Origin of the sequence: Flavobacterium sp. AED, assembly GCF_000812945.1 — a bacterium.
GTDB lineage: Bacteria > Bacteroidota > Bacteroidia > Flavobacteriales > Flavobacteriaceae > Flavobacterium.
In genome coordinates this window covers 29,874-48,684 of the sequence record NZ_JSYM01000003.1, presented here as the reverse complement: position 1 = coordinate 48,684, position 18,811 = coordinate 29,874, and the positions used below count along the sequence as shown (strand labels likewise).

General features: G+C 32.0%; 15 protein-coding genes. 11 read left to right on the top strand and 4 right to left on the bottom strand.

Features of this window, described 5'->3' with window-relative positions:
* Window positions 1–62: 62 nt before the first annotated feature.
* Window positions 63–1,502 (top strand): DUF6056 family protein, encoded by a 1,440-nt coding sequence (locus tag OA85_RS11805; protein ID WP_039109991.1) that lies wholly within the window; start codon window positions 63–65, stop codon window positions 1,500–1,502.
* Window positions 1,503–1,550: 48 nt separating this feature from the next.
* Here the strand turns inward: OA85_RS11805 and OA85_RS11800 are convergent, their stop codons facing one another.
* On the bottom strand, window positions 1,551–2,687 hold the full coding sequence (locus OA85_RS11800; protein ID WP_039109990.1) for a glycosyltransferase: 1,137 nt from the start codon (window positions 2,685–2,687) through the stop codon (window positions 1,551–1,553).
* A gap of 42 nt (window positions 2,688–2,729) precedes the next feature.
* Between OA85_RS11800 and OA85_RS11795 the strand changes: the two genes are divergently transcribed.
* The gene (locus tag OA85_RS11795; protein ID WP_039109989.1) at window positions 2,730–3,812 is read left to right on the top strand and encodes a glycosyltransferase; all 1,083 of its coding nucleotides are present in this window, start codon (window positions 2,730–2,732) and stop codon (window positions 3,810–3,812) included.
* Between the two features lie 4 nt (window positions 3,813–3,816).
* Entirely contained in the window at window positions 3,817–4,221 is a 405-nt protein-coding gene (locus OA85_RS11790) for an FdtA/QdtA family cupin domain-containing protein (protein WP_039109988.1), read from the top strand.
* Here OA85_RS11790 and OA85_RS11785 read toward each other — a convergent pair.
* Genes OA85_RS11785 through OA85_RS11775 form a run of 3 tightly spaced genes read right to left on the bottom strand, consistent with a single transcriptional unit; the run spans window position 4,207 to window position 6,710 of the window.
* Window positions 4,207–5,133 carry a glycosyltransferase family 2 protein gene (locus OA85_RS11785; RefSeq protein ID WP_039109987.1) on the bottom strand — a complete coding sequence of 309 codons (927 nt, stop codon included), beginning with the start codon at window positions 5,131–5,133 and terminating at the stop codon, window positions 4,207–4,209. The genes OA85_RS11790 and OA85_RS11785 overlap by 15 nt on opposite strands.
* Window positions 5,134–6,024 carry a glycosyltransferase family 2 protein gene (locus OA85_RS11780; RefSeq protein ID WP_039109986.1) on the bottom strand — a complete coding sequence of 297 codons (891 nt, stop codon included), beginning with the start codon at window positions 6,022–6,024 and terminating at the stop codon, window positions 5,134–5,136.
* On the bottom strand, window positions 6,024–6,710 hold the full coding sequence (locus tag OA85_RS11775; RefSeq protein WP_039109985.1) for a cell division ATP-binding protein FtsE: 687 nt from the start codon (window positions 6,708–6,710) through the stop codon (window positions 6,024–6,026). The genes OA85_RS11780 and OA85_RS11775 overlap by 1 nt, the downstream gene beginning before the upstream one ends.
* Window positions 6,711–6,958: 248 nt before the next feature.
* Between OA85_RS11775 and OA85_RS11770 the strand changes: the two genes are divergently transcribed.
* From OA85_RS11770 to gatB/aspS, 8 genes are all read left to right on the top strand, one after another.
* Complete coding sequence (locus tag OA85_RS11770; protein WP_039109984.1) at window positions 6,959–9,973, top strand: tetratricopeptide repeat protein; 3,015 nt, start codon at window positions 6,959–6,961, stop codon at window positions 9,971–9,973.
* Window positions 9,974–10,060: 87 nt separating this feature from the next.
* The gene (locus OA85_RS11765; RefSeq protein ID WP_052257237.1) at window positions 10,061–10,924 is read left to right on the top strand and encodes a PhzF family phenazine biosynthesis protein; all 864 of its coding nucleotides are present in this window, start codon (window positions 10,061–10,063) and stop codon (window positions 10,922–10,924) included.
* Window positions 10,925–10,977: 53 nt separating this feature from the next.
* Complete coding sequence (locus tag OA85_RS11760) at window positions 10,978–12,786, top strand: TonB-dependent receptor (protein ID WP_197056081.1); 1,809 nt, start codon at window positions 10,978–10,980, stop codon at window positions 12,784–12,786.
* Window positions 12,787–12,880: 94 nt separating this feature from the next.
* A complete protein-coding gene (locus OA85_RS11755; RefSeq protein WP_039110298.1) occupies window positions 12,881–13,330 on the top strand; it encodes a hypothetical protein in 450 nt (149 codons plus the stop codon).
* A 7-nt stretch (window positions 13,331–13,337) separates the two neighbouring features.
* Window positions 13,338–13,544, top strand: coding sequence for a hypothetical protein (locus OA85_RS17500; RefSeq protein ID WP_039109983.1), 207 nt, complete (start codon window positions 13,338–13,340; stop codon window positions 13,542–13,544).
* 229 nt (window positions 13,545–13,773) lie between these two features.
* Window positions 13,774–14,043: an aspartyl/glutamyl-tRNA amidotransferase subunit C gene (locus OA85_RS11745; RefSeq protein ID WP_039109982.1), complete on the top strand. Its 270-nt coding sequence runs from the start codon at window positions 13,774–13,776 to the stop codon at window positions 14,041–14,043.
* Between the two features lie 2 nt (window positions 14,044–14,045).
* Window positions 14,046–15,443, top strand: a complete 1,398-nt coding sequence (locus OA85_RS11740) for an amidase (protein WP_039109981.1) — start codon at window positions 14,046–14,048, stop codon at window positions 15,441–15,443.
* On the top strand, window positions 15,443–18,775 hold the full coding sequence (gatB/aspS, locus tag OA85_RS11735; protein WP_039109980.1) for a bifunctional amidotransferase subunit GatB/aspartate--tRNA ligase AspS: 3,333 nt from the start codon (window positions 15,443–15,445) through the stop codon (window positions 18,773–18,775). The genes OA85_RS11740 and gatB/aspS overlap by 1 nt, the downstream gene beginning before the upstream one ends.
* Window positions 18,776–18,811 lie beyond the last annotated feature (36 nt).

The following is an 18,811-nucleotide window of genomic DNA, read 5'->3' as shown; positions in this document are numbered from 1 at the left end:
ACCAAGACTATAAAAAGGCTTTTCACAGAAAAGTTAGAGAATGGAAATAAAATGATGAAAATATGATTCAAAAAGCAGAAGCCTTATTTGTAATGACTTTAGTGAAATTTAGTAAAATTAACGGCAAATACCTTTTTATTATTCTAGGTTTACTAACATTATTACCCTTACTGTTACTTTCAGTTTTTAATAATCCTGGGTCTGATGATTTTGATTATGAGTTTAAAAGACCATTGCAAGAAATTATTCAAACACAAATTGATTTATATTATGGTTGGTCAGGGAGGTATTTTTCAGTAGGTTTTATGACTATAAATCCTGATTTTTTTATAAATTTTAGCTTTTATAAATTCTATCCAATTATTATAATTTGTTTATTTATTATAGTTTTATATTGGTTTTTAAAATTGATTTTTTCAGAAGAAAAAGTATTCCCAATTGTTTCCGATTTAGGTTTTTTTCTTTTTCTTTTTTGTCTTCAAATACCGGATATGTGTCAAGCTTTTTTTTGGTATTCAAGTTCTATTTGTTATCAATTTGGAATTGTGTTGTTTTTAATTTTTTCTATATCTTTTTTAAAATATAAAAAGAGCAAAAGTAAAAGTTATCTTTTCCTAGCCATACTTTGCTTAATTGCTTCCATAGGTTCAAATGAAATATTGATGCTAATAATACTGTTTTTAAGTATTTGGTATGTAGTGATTAAGTTTGTTGTTTTTAAAAAAATCGATTTTCATGAAAGACTTTTACTTTTAATTATTGTAGTTTTTTCATTTATCGTAATTGTTGCTCCAGGAAATAATGTTAGATTGTTAAGAGAAGGTGTTAAAATTAATAGCTACAATCTGTTATTATCGATTTTAAAAACTGCTTTTTATTTAGTTAAATATTTTATTAAATGGTTGCCACTAATACTATTGACAGCTTATTTGTACAGTGGTAGATTAAATGAAATATTAAATAAAATAAAAGATAAAAGAGTTTTCATTCATCCCTTTTTATGCTTAATCTTGATTTTTACGATACTTTTCCCTTGTTTTTTTATTGGATTTTGGACTAAGAACTATCTTTTACCAGATAGAGCTATCAATTCTATTTATTTCTTTTTTTTACTGTTTGTCATATATTTTGTTTTTTGTTTGTTAAATTTTTTTAAAAGTAATTTTAACCAAGATTTACACAGTAACAATAAATATATTTTTACAATTATTTTAGTATTATTTACTTTTTCCGAAACCCCAATCTCGGAGGCCTACTATGATTTAATTTCAGGAAAAGCTTACAAATACGATAAAGAATTAGAAGATAGATTTTTAATTATTAATTCTTCAAACAAAAGTTGTATTGAAGTTCCAATGTTAATCAATTGCCCCAAAACAATTTATAATTCGGAAGTTATGGGGCTTACAAGTGATAAAAATAATTGGAAAAATATTGAGATTTCAAAATATTACAAAAAAACAGTAATCGTTACTCCATCAAATTTAATTATTTCTGAATAATTGTAATTTAAAAAAAGCGACAAATTTTCATACCCTAAGGCTATAATTCTATTTAGATTTCCAAGTTTCTAAATACTGTTCAGCAATTTTTATATAATCATGTTCCTTTTCTATAAAGGTTCTAGCTCGTTTTCCAATCGCTATTATTTCGTTTGGATTCTCAATCAAAAATGACAATTCACGTACTAAACAATCTACATCAGGTAGAGCATTTATGCAGACTCTATCGGTTAAATTATAGTATTTACTAAATTCTTTTTCAGCTCCAGTAAAAACGACTTTTCCTTTCGCCATTGCTTCAAGTGCATTATAGCCTTGGTCATTTGCATAGGCCTGATCAAGTAAAATATGAGCTTTATCGTATAAATTAATATAAGTCAAATAAGGAATATTACGGGTTGTAATTATTTCAACTTTACTGCCATATTTTTTCTCAATAATATGCAATGCTTTTTCAAAATAATCATTTCCCTTTTTGTAATAATTTGATTCATTAATTCCGTGAAATATAATAATTTTATTCGAAATAGATAAAGGCTGGAAAATTAATTTTTTTGTGTTTATTGGATTCGGAATCAAACCGGAATACTTACTAATCCCAGCTAATGGAATATGATAATCCATATCGGTAGCGATAATTCCTCGTATATTTGAATAGATAAATTGATGTAATTTTTCAAAAGGCTTGGTTCTGTATTTTAAAATATTTTCGAACCCACTTTTCTTTATTTCTCCTGATAAGAATGGTTGAATAGCAGATTTGAAGTTTGGGTTTTCAAAACAATATTTTACATTCAAATAATCATAACCTGAAGATAATAGAAACGTTTTTTTATTATTTTGAAATAGAAATTCAAGTATTTTTTTTTCAAAAAAATATTGACAATAAAAACTGTTTTCATTGATTAATTGTACCGCGTCAAATCCAGTAAATTTTGCTTTGTTTTTCTCAAATTGGCGATAGGTGAGATAAGAACTCATATCAAACCCAAAAATGGTATATATAGCCACTTTTGCTTTTTTAAGCAATCCAGTATCCCATTTTTTTACCAATGGAAAATCTACCGGAAAATCCTTAAAACCATCTGTATGTCCCAGAATATAAACTTCATGACCTGATTTTTCTAAACCTTCTTTGAGAGAGTTGTGCAATCTGCTGTATTCACTTACCAGTAAAATTTTCATTTATGTGTATATTTGACAAATGTATTTACTTTTTGAATTAATATGATTAAAAATAAAAATAAAGTAGCCATAGTTTCGACCTCTTTAGGAAGCGGTGGTGCGGAACGATTTGCTGCTTTGTTGAGTGTTATGTTAGAAAAATTAGATTTTGAAGTTCATTCAATAATTATAAATGATAATGTTGATTATCAGTATAGTGGTGAATTGTTAAACTTAGGTAAATTATCTAATAACTCTTTTTTTTTCTTAAATAAATTGAAAAAGGGGTTTTTCTTAAATCGCTATTTGAATAAAAATAAGATAGAATTTATTATTGATAATAGGACTAGAAATAATTTGATTAGAGAACTTATCACTAAGCAAATTTATGGAAAAGCAAAAATTTATTATGTTGTCCAGAATTGTAAATTTGAAAAATATTTTCCCTCGTCTGTTTTTTGGTCTAGAATTCTTTATGAAAATGCAGAGAAGCTTATTTGCGTTTCTCAAGAGATAGAAGAGAAAATAAGACGAAATTTTGACTTAAAGAATACCATAACAATTTATAATTCATTTGATATTTCAACGAGTGAATTGAAAAATACAGATTTAAAATCTGAAAAATATATTTTATTTTTTGGGCGATTTGATGAGAAAGCAAAAAATTTCAGTTTAATGTTAGAAGCTTTTTTAATGTCTAAAATTTTTCTAAAAGGGTATCATTTGCGTCTTATGGGTGATGGAGCTGATTTGCTTTTTATTCAAGATAAAATAGAAGTTTTGCAATTGCAGTCTTTTGTTAAAATATTACCGTTTAAAAGCAATCCTTTTGAAGAGGTACAATTCGCTAAATTTACAGTTTTGACAAGTCATTATGAAGGTTTTCCTTTGTCTATAATTGAATCTTTAGCTATAGGTACTCCCGTTATTGCGGTGGATTGTCATTCGGGTCCTCGAGAAGTTATTAGGCATGAATATAATGGTCTATTAATTGAAAATAACAATCCACAGGCTTTTGCTCAAGCAATGAATCAATTTATTGACGATATTGTTTTATATGATTTTTGTAAAAAAAATGCAACAAAAAGTGTAGAACATCTATCTTTAGAGACTATTTCAAAACAGTGGGAATCCATTTTATGCTAAAACAATGACAACTAATACTGATGTTCAATTAATCGAAATTCCAAAAATTTGTGATTCAAGAGGTAATTTATCTGTTATTGAAAGCGATACAATACCGTTTGTGTCCAAAAGGGTTTATTATTTATATGATGTTCCAAGTGGTGGCAAAAGAGGAGGGCATGCGCACAAAGAGCAACAGGAACTATTGATTGCCGTAAGTGGAAGTTTTGATGTGGTTTTGAAAGATGGAAATTTTGAAAGAATAATAACGCTCAATAAACCTAATGTCGGGCTTTTGATTCCTATGGGAATTTGGAGAGAATTAGAAAATTTTTCTTCAGGTTCAGTTTGCTTGGTATTGGCTTCGGATGAGTTTGATGAAGAAGATTATATAAGAGACTATCAAATTTTTAAATTATTTAAACACTGACGAACCCAGTCCGTTATTGGTTAAAATTAATTTTAAATGGATTAATGGTTTTAAAACAACCGAAGGCATTAAAAGTAACAATCGCTTTTTGAACGTTATATTTTTCAAATCAATAGCTTTGTAATAAGAATTGAAATTTTCTTTATCAGAAAGCAATTTAGATTTTATTGCTAATGAAAATCGATTCAAATCGAGGAATTTTTTCAAACTTGGATTTGTTTTTTCCGGCTCCTTAAATTTCGAAAAATTAATTTTTTTGTTTAAATAGTTTTTATTTTTTGAAAGACTATTTTCATCGTAAATGTATCGTGCCAAGATTTCCCAAGAAAAGACAACAGGATAATCTATCCCTATTCGAATCCACATATCAGTATCTTGACCGCTTTTTACTTCAATGTCAAAATTTCCTATTTCTTCGAAAATGCTTTTATTAAAAACGGCACATGAAGTCCAAATAACGGTTTCCTTGGAGCTGGCAGTAAAGAAATTTACAATTTCACAATCTTTTGTTTTCGCAATCGAATAGCTCGCAGGAATTACTTTTTTTGATGTTTCAATTTCAATAGCTCCAGAAAATACTTTTTGTTCAGGATAGCTTTTAATGTTTTTAAACATTTCCTCTAAAAAATTTGGATACCAATAATCATCCGCATCTATAAAACTAATATAATTGGACTGTGCTTTTTCGATACCATCGTTTCTTGCTGATGAAACCCCAGCATTTTCTTTATAAAAATAACGAATTCTGGGATCGTCAAATCTTTTTATGATTTGAGCACTGTTATCTGTCGATCCATCATTGATGATTAGTATTTCAAAGTCAATAAATGTTTGATTAAGAACACTTTTTAAAGTAAGTTCAATGAATTTTTCTTTATTGAAAAGGGGGATTATTACAGAAAAAAAAGGCATCTATTTGCTGTTTAAATAACAAAAATAACCAATTTTATAGCAGTCAAATACTAATAGAGACGGTTTTTCTGAAGTTAAATGATATTCGAGCTTTAATTGTAATTTTTGAAACAGCTTAGCGATCAATAGGTTGATTTTAAAATCACACAATATTTTGTGAGTCTTAATTATTTTGCTGTCAATTTCAATTTTTGAATTGGTTTTTGAAATAGATAAAAGGGTTTCAAGAGCCGTTTTAGTTTTGGATAAAAAGAGTGATGAAGTTTCTAAATTCAAATGATATAATGGATTTTCTACATGTTCAATCTCAATGTTTTCTAACTTTAGGGTTTGAATAAAAGCGAAATCTTCATAACCATATTCGGTGATTTTTTCGTCAAATAAAAGTACGTTAAAAACTATTTTTTGTATTAAAAGATTGGAAACAAAAGTGGTTTTATATGGATTTTTTTTTCGATCAGAAACTGCTATAGCTTCTCTCTTTTGTCCAAAAATCCACCGTAATAATTGGTCATTATCCGGTTTGTCTTTGGTGTAAACGATTCCTCCAAAAAATATTTTTTTGGCAGATAAATTAATTCGGCTAATGTAATTTGAAATAAAATCAGAATTTTTGGGAAAAGTATCGCAATCTATATAAAGCAGCCATTTATATTTTGACTTAGAAGCGAGTAAATTTCTGATTTTGCTTCTTCCAATATTTTGTGATAATTCAACAAAGAAACAATTTGTTAAAAATTGTATTGGATTATTTTTTGATTGATGCTGAGTTGATGCATCATCAATACATATTATCTCAAAATCAATTTTGCATTCCAGACATTGTCGATGCAATTCCAATACTAAAGGAAAAGCATTATAATTGTATATTGGAACAAGAATAGAAAGCACTATGCAGTTCGCTGCTGAACTACTTCAAAAATTCTTTCATCTTCACATTTCAATGTTTTCGAAGGGAATTTCATTAACAAAGCATAATCGTGAGTCGCCATAATAATGGTTTTTCCGTTGGCATTGATGTTTTTTAATACTTCCAATACTTCAGCGCTGGTTTGAGGATCAAGGTTTCCTGTTGGTTCATCAGCAAGGATAAGTTCAGGGTCGTTAAGCAAAGCTCGTGCGATTGCCACACGTTGTTGTTCACCGCCAGAAAGTTGGTGTGGCATTTTATTGCCAAATTCTTTCATGCCTACTTTATCTAAAACCTCGTCAATTTTTCGTTGCATTTCGTCATTGTCAATCCAGCCTGTAGCTTTGAGAACAAATAACATATTGTCTTTTACAGTTCTGTCCGGCAGTAATTTGAAATCTTGAAAAACGATTCCAATCTTTCTTCTTAAAAATGGAATGTCATCTTCTTTCAAAGCCACCAAATCAAAATCTACGATATTTCCTTCTCCTTCTGTCAAAGGTAAATCACCATATAAAGTTTTCATTAAACTACTTTTTCCGGAACCTGTTTTTCCAATGATGTAAAGAAATTCACCATGTTTTACATCTAAGTTTACGTGGGATAAAATAGATTTACCTTCTTGATAAATGTTTACATTTTTTAAAGACAGTACGGATTGGGACATAATTAGCGTTTGTTTATTGGGTAAAAGTAATAAGATAACGCTTCTATTCAAAATAAATTCTATTCAATTAAATAGAATTCTGAGAATTATAATTTATGTAAGTAAATCTAGAAGTTTGAAGGGATGAATATTGTAGCAATGAAAGTTAAATTTTACGGTGTTAAAAAAAATGTTCATAATAAAAGCGAATAGCGATTCGTTATAGAGTTCAGAATATGATACATTTGAATTATTAAAATAAAATCACAATGCGTAAAATTTCCTGGCCCTCATTCTTTCTTCTTTTTATTATAACTACCACAGTTTTTGCACAAAAATCAACTATTTATACTAGCGATTCAAAAGATTTTAATAAAGCGGTTGCTTTGTTTAAAGATGGACAATATGCATCAGCACAAATTATTTTTAATAAAGTAAAAGAAATTGCCACTACTGAAGAGCTGAAATCGGACTGTGCATATTATGCTGCTAATTGCGCCATTCGAACCAATCAAGCGAACGCTGATGAGTTGATGGAACGATTTGTTTCGGATTATCCAACAAGCGTAAAACAAAACCAAGCCTATATAGAAGTGGCACATTATCATTTTGATCAAGGAAGCTATCCGCAAGCCTTACAATGGTTTGATAAAGTGGATGAAAGCCAATTGAGTGCTAGCGACCGAGATAAATTTAACTTCCAGAAAGGCTATAGTTTTTTTAATGCCAAAAAGAAAAAAGAAGCAACTGTCTATTTGAATAAAGTGGTCAATTCTGCTGAATATGGCTCTCAAGCTAAATATTACTTGGGATTCATGGCTTATGAAGGAGACGATTACAAACAAGCCACAAAATATTTTGACGAAGTTTCGGGCGAAGAAAAATACAAAGAAAAGCTTTCGTATTATCAAGCTGATATGAACTTTAAATTAGGAAATTTTCAAAAAGCAATTGATTTAGGAGAAAAAGCAATGGCTAAATCAAATCCTGCTGAAAAATCAGAATTGAATAAAATCATTGGCGAAAGCTATTTTAATTTAAAAAAATACGATACTGCAATCCCGTATTTGGTTGCCTACAAAGGGAAAAAAGGAAGATGGAATAATACGGATTTTTACCAATTGGGCTATGCGTATTACAAACAAAAAGACTACGAAAATGCCATTTCTCAGTTTAATAAAATTATAGGCGGAAAAGATTTTGTGGCTCAAAATGCCTATTATCATTTGGGAGAAAGTTACCTGAATACCGATAAAAAACAACAAGCTTTGAATGCGTTTAAAAATGCTTCTGAAATGAATTTTGATGCCGCTATTCAAGAAGATGCGAGTTTGAATTATGCAAAATTGAGTTATGAACTAGGAAATTCCTATCAGAGTGTACCAGCAGTTTTGCAAGCTTTCTTAAAAAAATATCCGGATAACGCAAGCCGTTCGGAGATTGAGAAATTGTTGATTGATTCTTATATTTCTTCTAAAAACTACAAAGAAGCTTTAGTTTTATTGGAAAGAAATAAAACACCTGAAAATAAATTAGCCTACCAAAAAGTACTTTTTTACAGAGGTTTAGAATTGTATACCGATGGAAATTATGAAGAAGCGTTGAAAATGTTTTCGAGATCGATCAACGAACAAAGAGATGCTGTTTTTACTGCAAGAGCCACTTTCTGGAAAGGAGAAACAGAATATGTTTTGGATGATTTTAAAAGTGCTTTGTTGAGTTTTAAACAATTCGTAGCTTCATCGCAAGCCGCAACTACACCGGAATATAAGAACAGTAATTACAATATTGCCTACACGTATTTCAAATTGAAAGAGTACGATCAAGCAGGGAATTATTTCCAAAACCAAATAGAAAAAGCACCTGCCGATAAAGTGCGTTTGAATGATTCCTATTTACGTTTAGCAGATTGTCGTTTTGTAACTTCAAAATATGGTCCGGCTATGGATGCCTATGTTAAAGTCATAGAATCCAAAAGTGTAGATGCAGATTATGCGTATTTTCAAAAAGCAATTTGTTATGGGTTTATTGCTAAAAATGAGAAGAAAATAGAAGAACTGAACGCTTTTCTACAATTGTATCCAAAATCAGAATACAGAGACGATGCACTTTTTGAACTCGGAAATACGTATGTAGCCGAGAATAAAACGGATCTTGCTGTAAAAACATACGACCGACTAAATACGGAATTTAAAAGAGGTTCTTTTACTTCCAGAGCAATTTTACGTCAAGGTTTGGTCTATTATAATTCAGATAAAGACGAACAAGCATTGGTTAAATTTAAAAAAGTAGCTGCTGATTTTCCTAAAACTCCTGAGGCATTAGAGGCCGTTGCAACCGCTCGTTTGATTTATGTAGATAACGGAAGGGTGGATGAATATGCGAACTGGGTTCGTACTTTGGATTTTGTTGCAGTTACTGATGCAGAACTTGATAATGATACCTATGAAGCTGCTGAAAAGCAATTTCAACAGAATAACACAAAACAGGCGATTACAGGATTTAGCGGTTATGTTTCTAAATTCCCACGAGGGATTCATGCTTTGCAGGCTAATTATTATTTAGCGCAATCTTATTTTTCTGATGGGTCAGAAAGCAAGTCTATTCCTAATTATGAATTTGTAATTGCACAATCCAGAAGCGAATATACGGAACAATCTTTATCGAGATTGGCTCAAATTTTTCTTAAAAACAAAGACTATGATAGAGCAATACCGGTATTATCTCGTTTAGAAACAGAATCTGATATTTCTCAAAATAAAACATTTGCGCAATCGAATTTGATGAAATGTTATTATGAAAAAAAGGATTATCCAAATTCGGTTATTTATGCGGAGAAGGTTTTAATGAATCCTAAAACGGATGATAATGTAAAAAGTGATGCGCAAATCATAATTGCCCGCGCTGCAATTCAAACGGGTGATGAAACAAAAGTACGAACTGCTTACGCAAAACTAATGACGATTGCCAAAGGAGAATTGGCAGCCGAAGCGTTGTATTATGATGCTTATTTTAAAAATAAAGATGAAAAGTTTGAAGCATCAAATGTTGCGGTTCAAAAATTAGCCAAAAATTATTCTAGTTATAAATATTTTGGAGCCAAAGGATTAATCTTGATGGCTAAAAACTTCTACGGATTGAAAGACAGTTATCAGGCTACCTATATTTTAGAAAATGTAATTCAAAATTTTACTGATTTTCCAGATGTTGTTTCAGAAGCACAAACAGAATTAGACGCTATTAAATCAGAAGAATCTAAAACAAATTCATCAATTACCAAGTAAGGAATTCAGGAGTAAGAGATTGGAGTAAGAAAACAAGAAAAATAGGCGTGAAATTTTAAAATAATTGAAAGCCAAAAAATATACGGAATGAATATACCTTTTTACATCGTTGATGTTTTTGCCGAGAAAAAATATGCAGGCAATCAACTGGCAGTTTTCTTAGGGGCTGATGTCTTAAGTACAGAAGAAATGCAAAAAATTGCTCGTGAAGTCAACTTTGCGGAAAGTACCTTTATAACTAAGTTTGAACCTGAAAATAGCGTTGCTGAAATCAGAATTTTTACTCCGGAACATGAAATGAAGTTTGCTGGACACCCAATAATAGGAACTTCTTGGGTTTTGATGAATAGAATATTTGAAAATCAACCTGAAAAGATTACGTTATCAGTTCCAATTGGCAAAATTCCAGTTCATCAATCGGGAGATTTGGTTTGGTTGCAGGCTGCTCAACCAGAGTTTTTAGATACTTTTTTAGCAGAAGATTTTTTATCATTCAGCAATTTAAGCAGTGCTGATTTTGATGATGCATTTCCCATTCAAGAAGTTACTACAGGAAGTGCTTTTGTGATTGTTCCTATCAAAAATAAAAAAGCATTGGAGCATTTAATTCTTGATAAGGTTAAAATGAATGAATGGTTGCATGGGCACTGTAAAACAAATCATAGAGCCCTGTATTTTTATTGTTTAGAAGAAACAAAGCTCATTAGTAGAATGTTGTGTATAGAAGACAATCAGCTTAAAGAAGATGCAGCTACTGGTAGTGCCAGTACTTGTTTGCAAGCTTTTCTTTTAAAATATCATGCTGAAGAAATTCAGATTATCAATCATCAAGGAGATTTTATTAATAGATCCTCTCAAATTTATTTTGACGGAAAATTAGCTGAAAATCATTTTGATATAAAGATTGGTGGGAAGACGCAATTTATTGCAAAAGGTGAATGGGAAGTTTAATTATGAGGTTAGGAGTTAGAAGATAAAAGGATAGAAGTTAAAAAAAATAAAACATGACATTTAAAAATAAAAATATAAGATTATTTACAAATACGGTATCAATATTCTCGGCTCCCTTCCCTTCGGGGAGGGTCGGGGTAGGGATTTTGTTCTTCTTTTTCTTTCAATTTTCGTTTGCACAAAAAAAAGAGCAAATAGGAACTGAAACGGTAAATGTTGTGAAGCCTTATACGCCAACAATTTCGGATGCTTTCAAAGTAAAAGAAACGCCTGCACTTGAAGAGGAAGGAAATGCCAAAAAAGAAACGATTAAATACACCATTTTCTCTTTTCCGGTGGCATCGACTTTTACTCCGTCTAAAGGAAAGGCAGAAGGAGTGGAGAAAGAAAAACAGGAACATTTATTTAAAAATTATGCCACTTTTGGCGTGGGGAATTACGGAACCTTTATTGGGGAATTATTTGTAAATCACGATTTGAATAGCACAGATTATGTTAGCGGGATGTTTCGTCATCATTCGTCACAAGGCGGTATAAAAAGTGTTTCATTAGATGATCGTTTTTATGATACTGCGATTGATTTAACGTACGGATCCAATCAAAAAGACGTATCATGGAATTTAGATTTGGGTTATCAAAATCAAATTTATAATTGGTACGGATTGCCTGCCGATTTTGGTACTACTTTGACACCTCAAGATAGGAGGATGTTGATTAATGGAATCAATCCACAACAAACCTATAATACAATCTCGCTTGGTGGGAAAATAGATTTTAACGAGAGTATTTTAAATAAAATGAGTGTTAAATTCAATCACTTTTCAGATGTTTATGGATCTTCTGAAAATAGATTTTATGTTAAACCAACCGTGCAGTTTGATGTAATGGAAAGCGCTGTAAAAACAGATTTAATTGTTGATTATGTTGGCGGAAGTTTCAAGAAAAACTATTCTAATACAAACACGCAACCTGTGAAATATGGTTTTACTAATTTTGGTATTGCGCCAAGTTTTGTAATGCAAAAAGAGGATTGGACGCTGAATATTGGAGCGGCTGTGTTTTATAGTTTGGACAATCAAAACAGCAATAATAAGTTTTTAGTTTATCCAAAATTCAATGCTTCTTACAAAGTAGTTGGCGATTTGATGATTTTCTACGCTGGAGCCGAAGGAAATCTGGAACAAAACTCTTATATGGATTTTGTTAATGAAAATCCGTTTTTGTCTCCAACATTAAATATTGCACCAACGGACAAACAATATGATATTTTTGCAGGATTAAAAGGAAAATTGACTAACAACGTGAGTTATAATATTAAAGGATCGTATGTTAATGAAAGAAATAAAGCATTGTTTAAAAGTAATGATTATAATGAAAATGCTGCAAATCAGGACTACGCTTTTGGGAACTCCTTTCAAGTGGTTTATGACGATATGAGAACATTGAGTTTTTATGGAGAATTAAAAGCTGATTTTTCTTCAACTGTATCTTTTGGAGTCAACGGGACTTTTAATAGTTATACCAATGATTTTCAAAGTGAAGCTTGGAATTTACCAACCGTAAAAATAAATTCAAACATTAATTTTAATATTACGCCAAAATGGTTCGCTGGTGCAAATGTATTTTACGTAGGGGAACGAAAAGATCAACAGTGGAATACCAGTTCTAGTTTAATTGCGAGTCCAATTACCTTACCTTCTTATTTTGATCTAAATGCAAATGTTGGATTCAAATACAGCGACCGATTGACAACCTTTTTAAAAGCCAATAATATTACCAATAAAGCCTATGAAAAATGGTTGAATTATCCGGTTCAAGGTTTTCAAGTGGTCATAGGAGCTAACTATAAATTTGATTTTTAGTTTTATTTAAACCACAAAAGACACAAAGGATAATTCAATATAACGAACAATCTTTGTGCCTTTTATGGTGATTTTTTTATTTTCCCATTTAACTATGACTTTCAAACAAAAAATACATACCCATTATCTGCAATTAGTTCAGGATCGAATCGATGTTTTCAAAGACATGATTGTTGCGCTCACCGAAGATTCTAAGAATGATGCTAAAGGTTCTGCGGGAGATAAACACGAAACCGCTTTGTCTATGATGCATATTGAGCAGGAGAAACTCAACGCCAAACTTAGAGAGGTCTTGACTCAAAAAGCTGTTTTGGATAAAATAGATTCCACTACAATTGCCGAAATAATTATTGTTGGCAGTTTAGTAAAAGCCAACGGAATTTATTTATACCTGAGTGTGGCACTTCCCAAAATCAATATTGAAGGAATCAATATTATTGCATTGTCACCACAATCGCCTTTGGGAAATAAGCTAATGGGAAATACAATTGGATTTACCTTCGAAATTAATACTACGAAGTATTTGATAGAAGAGATTAAATAATTTATAAATGGATTATTGGGTTTTAATATGCAGTTTTTCTTGGTTTATATCAGCTTTTGCTTTTTATAAAATTTATAAACTCTGGCATAAAGACGTTACTCAAAATGATAAGCTTTATAAATTTCAGATAAAAGCTGGAAACTTCAAACATTGGATAGGAATTATAATGCTTATAATTGCCGGAATTGTTTATTTTTCCAAAGCAATAGAGTAGTTTTTATATAAAATCCGTGTTGCTTGCATTCGTTTCATCTGTGTCTCATTCTCCTTAACGGGGCTTCATTTCACAACTATCCAACATATTATAACAAAATTTAACATAATGTTAAATTAGTATCTTCTTTGGTTGTAAATCCTCTAAATCATTAAAAAATAGAAATCCCTAATAAAACTTTTCGTAAATTCGCGTCCTTAAAAGTTTGACTTTAAAACGAAACGAAATTATGAACAAAACAATGACAGTCGACATCTTGTCGAGTATTAAAGGAGCACAGCCCTCAGAGTCCGTGAACAAATTATTTGATGTAATTAAAAATGCAGTTCCAACAAATAATAATTCCTTAAATAATGTCAATCATAATTGTGTGTCTGTGAGTGATTTAAGAGAAGATGTTGTGATAGAGAGTTCGGCTATTGAGAGACAACTCATTTTGGAAAACTTCCCGAACAAAAAAAATGGTTTTTTAGTAGTTGCTAAAGTTATAGAAGGATAAAAATGGATTCTCAGATAAAAAAAATACACCAACAATTGGTGTCAAAAGAAATAACTTGTACAGCTTTGGTACAAGAAAAATTAGACTTACTTAAACAAAATACCTACAACTCTGTAAATTCTGTGTTAGACACTTTGGCTTTGGAATTAGCTGCAAAAGTAGATGCTAAAATTGCGAATGGTGAAACAATAGGTTTGTTGGAAGGCATACCTTTTGGAATCAAGGATGTATATATGCTGCAAGGAACTTACACTACTGCAAGTTCTGAGATGTTGAGAAATTATAAATCTCCTTACACGGCTACTGCCATTCAAAAATTATTGGATGCAGGCGCTATTCCGTTAGTAAAAGAAAACTGCGATAGTTTTGGTCATGGGTCTTCAAGTGAAAACACCATTTTTGGAGCGGTAAAAAATGCGATCGATCCAACATTAGTTGCTGGAGGTTCAAGTGGTGGATCTGCGGTTAACGTTGCAAAAGAATATACTGCGTTTTCTATTGGAGGTGACACAGGCGGTTCTATTCGTCAGCCAGCTGGATACAATCATATTTACGGTTTTAAACCAACTTACGGAAGAATTTCCAGATTTGGCCTTATGGCTTATGCATCTTCTACGGATTGTGTTGGTCCATTGACAAAATCAATTGAAGATATTCGAATTGTGTTGAATGTAATGAGCGGTAAAGATCCAAAAGATCAAACTTCAATCACTTCAACAGCAATTAGTGAAGAGTCAATTGCGACTTCGGGTGTAAAAACTGTTGGTTATTTTAAAAACTTTATCGAAAGTGATGCTATTGATGGGCAGATAAAAGCTGATTTTTTAGCCAGCATTGAAAAACTGAAAGCTAAAGGAATTGAAGTAAAAGAATTGGATTTTTTCAAATCGGATATTTTAGTTTCAACTTACTATACTTTGGCGATGGCGGAAACGGCTTCTAATTTATCTCGTTTAGATGGAACAAATTATGGTAACCGTATTGAAGCGGAGAATTTAATTGAAACGTATGCAGTGACACGTTCTGAAAACTTTTCAGAAGAAACAAAACGTAGAATTGTTGGTGGAAACCAAGTGTTATCACAAGGTTTTTCAGATGAAATATATTTAAAAGGATTGGCTTTAAGAGATCAAATTTCTGAAAACTTCAGTAAAGATTTCAAGGAGGTTGATATTATTTTATCGCCAGTTACTCCAAGCACTCCTCCTAAAATTGGAGACAGTTTAAAAGATCCTTTGGCTATGTATTTATCCGATGCCTATACGGTTGGTTTTAGTTTAGGGCAATTACCAACTTTAACCGTGCCACAAGGAACAAGTACTGGATTGCAGATTACTGCAGCAAAAAATAATGATGAATTAGTGTTGAAGTTTGCTAACTTCTTAAAAGATACGATATAATGGAATTGGAGCAATTAACTGCGGCTTTAAAAGCCCACGATTTAGAATTGGTAATTGGACTGGAAACACACGTTCGATTGAATACCAAAACCAAGTTGTTTTGTTCTTGTCCAAATCAAGAAATAGAAACACCTAACGAAAATATATGTTCGGTTTGTACGGGACAAATGGGCGTTTTACCCGCCTTAAATAAAGAAGCAATTATAAAAGCGATTTATTTTGGAAAAGCGGTAGATTCGTCATTTAGTAATGAAGTGATATCTTGGGATAGAAAGCACTACGAATATCCAGATAATCCAAAAAATATTCAGATAACGCAATTTCACAATCCAATAATTCCTGACGGACACGTTTCTTGTTACCGCAATGATGGTACTCAATTTACAGTGAATTTAACCCAGGTTCATATTGAAGAGGATGCTGCAAAATTGATGCACGAAAAGAAAATTTCGTTAGTCGATTTTAACAAAGCTGGAGTTCCATTGATTGAAATTGTTACCGAGCCTTGTATTAGAAATATTGAAGATGCTTCGACTTATGCGCAATACATTCAACGTATTGTTCAAAACTTGGGGATCTCTGAAGCGAATTTGGAGAAAGGAGAATTCAAATCGGATGTTTCTGTGTCATTGCGCAAAAAACATAGTTACGAATTAAATCCAAGAACTGAAATCAAAAACTTGAACTCGTTTAAGTTTATGGTGGAAGCATTAAAAGAAGAAATTGAAAAACAGTTCAATTATTTTATTGAACATAAGGAGTTTAGACCTGATCAAACTACGGTATTATGGGATGCTGATTTAAAGCAAACCAAAGTAATGCGTAAAAAAGAATTTGAAGCGGATTATCGTTTTATTTCTGAGCCAGATTTACCTTTTGTAAATATTAAAAAAGAAATAGAGGCTATTAAAGTGGATAGTAGCGCCTTGCCTTACGCTGTTGAATCTATTTTGATTAACGGTGGTGTTTTGCCACAAGATGCTAAATTTTTTACGGCAGATAAGTTGCGTTCGCAAACATTTGTAGAAATAAATAACGAAATTAAAGATCCTTCGTTTGTTGCCAAAACTTTGGCAAACAACATAAAGGCCGAAGACTACGCTGAAATTCATAGTATTTCCCATTTAACGGATATTTTTAAATTATTTAAAGCGGAGAAAATCACAGCTGTTTTGGTTCAAAATGCGATTACGGGGTATTTAAAAGACCGTACTTTTGACTATAACAAGTATTTCGAAGACAATACCATTTCCGAAGATACCATTCAAGAAGTTATTGCAAAAGTAATTTCAGAAAATGAGGCTGTTGCCAATGATATCAAAGCAGGCGACCAAGGAAAAGCAGGTATTCTTGTTGGTAAAGTATTAGGAATTATTGGAAAAGGAGCTAATGGAAAAGTAATTCGTCAGATTATTTTAGATGGATTAGGTGCTGCTGCTGTTGCCGAGAATAAAATTGCTGCTGAAAAAGTGGCGAATGAAGTAACGGTTGCCAATAAAGAAACTCAGGAAGAAACACTTCCTGAAATTCCTATCATTATAAAAGATACGTACAGAACACATAAAATTTCGCAATTATCAGAAGACAGCATTAAAGAAGAAGTGATGTTGTCGGGCTGGGTGGCGAGTGTGCGTGACCACGGCGAATTGATGTTTATCGATTTGCGTGATTCAAGTTACGAGATTTTTCAAGTGCGAATCAGCAGAGAATCATTTCCTAATATCGATGAATTAGTGAAATTGAAGCCAGAATCCGTAATTTCTGTAGCAGGAATTGTGGTTGGACGTAATGAAGATGATTACAATGCAGGATTACGTACGGGTAAAATCGAATTAGAAACTTCGGCTTTAGAAATTTTAAATTTATCTAAAACATTGCCTTTTGAGATTAAAAGAGCGGCAAAAACAAACGAAGCGATTCGTTTTCAATACAAGTTTTTAGATCACAGAAACGAAGAAGTAAGAAGAGCGATTGTCAACCGTCATAAAGTAATTAAGTTATTGCGTGACATTTTGGATGAAGAAGAGTTTCTAGAAATTGAAACACCAATTTTAAGTGCAGGAACTGATGAAGGAGCACGTGAATTTATTGTTCCTACGCGTAAAGGATCAGGTTTGTTTTATACATTGCCGCAAGCGCCTCAGCAGTTCAAACAAATGCTGATGGTGAGCGGGTATGAAAAGTATTTTCAAATCGCGCGTTGTTTTAGAGATGAAGATTCTCGTGGAGACCGTCAGCCGGAATTTACACAATTGGATATGGAAATGGCCTACGCGAGTATGCAGCAGATTATCGATTTAAACACAAAAATGTTTAATGAAGTAGTTAAAAAAGTATATGGCAATAAGTGGATTTTACGTCCGTTTGAAGTGATTACATACAAAGACGCAATGGATTTCTATGGTTGCGACAGGCCAGATTTGCGTTATGGCTTAAAAATGCAAGACATCACCGATATCGTAAAAGATACTACTTTTCAAGTATTTAGTAAACCTATTGAAGAAGGCGGAATTGTAAAATGTATCAAAGTTTCGGCTCAAGAGCAAGGCAACAAGCGTATGTCTAAAGGTCAAATCGAAAATCTTACCGCTATTGCGCAACAGCACGGCTTAGGTGGATTGGCTTATATTATCGTGAATGAAGATGAATTACAATCGCCAATTATTAAATTTTTAGGCGAAGAAATTGCAGCAGGAATTATCAAAGCAACCAATGCGCAAGTGGGTGATATTGTATTCTTTTCGGCAGCGGATTATGCTACGGCTAATAAGGCTTTGGATGCTGTTCGTCAAGAAATGGGTAGAATGTTACACTTGATTAATCCGAAGGAATTATGTCCGGCTTGGGTGGTTGATTTTCCAATGTTTGAAAAAACGGATGAAGGAAGATGGACGTTTACACACAATCCTTTTTCGATGCCAGCTATTTATGATTTGCAAAAACATATGAATGGTACTGAAGAAGAAATAGGAACTATTATCGCGCAACAGTATGACATCATCTTAAATGGTTACGAAATTGGTGGAGGATCGGTTCGTGCACATAAATCGGAGATTCTGGAAGCGACTTATAGAAATATGGGTTACAACAAAGAAGAAATGATGAAAAGCGTAGGAACGATGTACAAAGCCTTTCAATACGGAGCACCGCCACACGGAGGAATTGCTTGGGGAATTGACCGTTTGATGATGATTTTAGAGAAAAAAGCATCGATTAGAGAAGTTATGGCTTTCCCGAAAACAGGTTCTAGCGAAGATTTATTATTTGGGGCACCATCTCTTTTGTCGGATAAAAAGGTAGAAGAAATGAATGTTCGAATTATTAGAAATTAGATTTTATAATCTATAATGATCCTTTAAAGTGGGTTT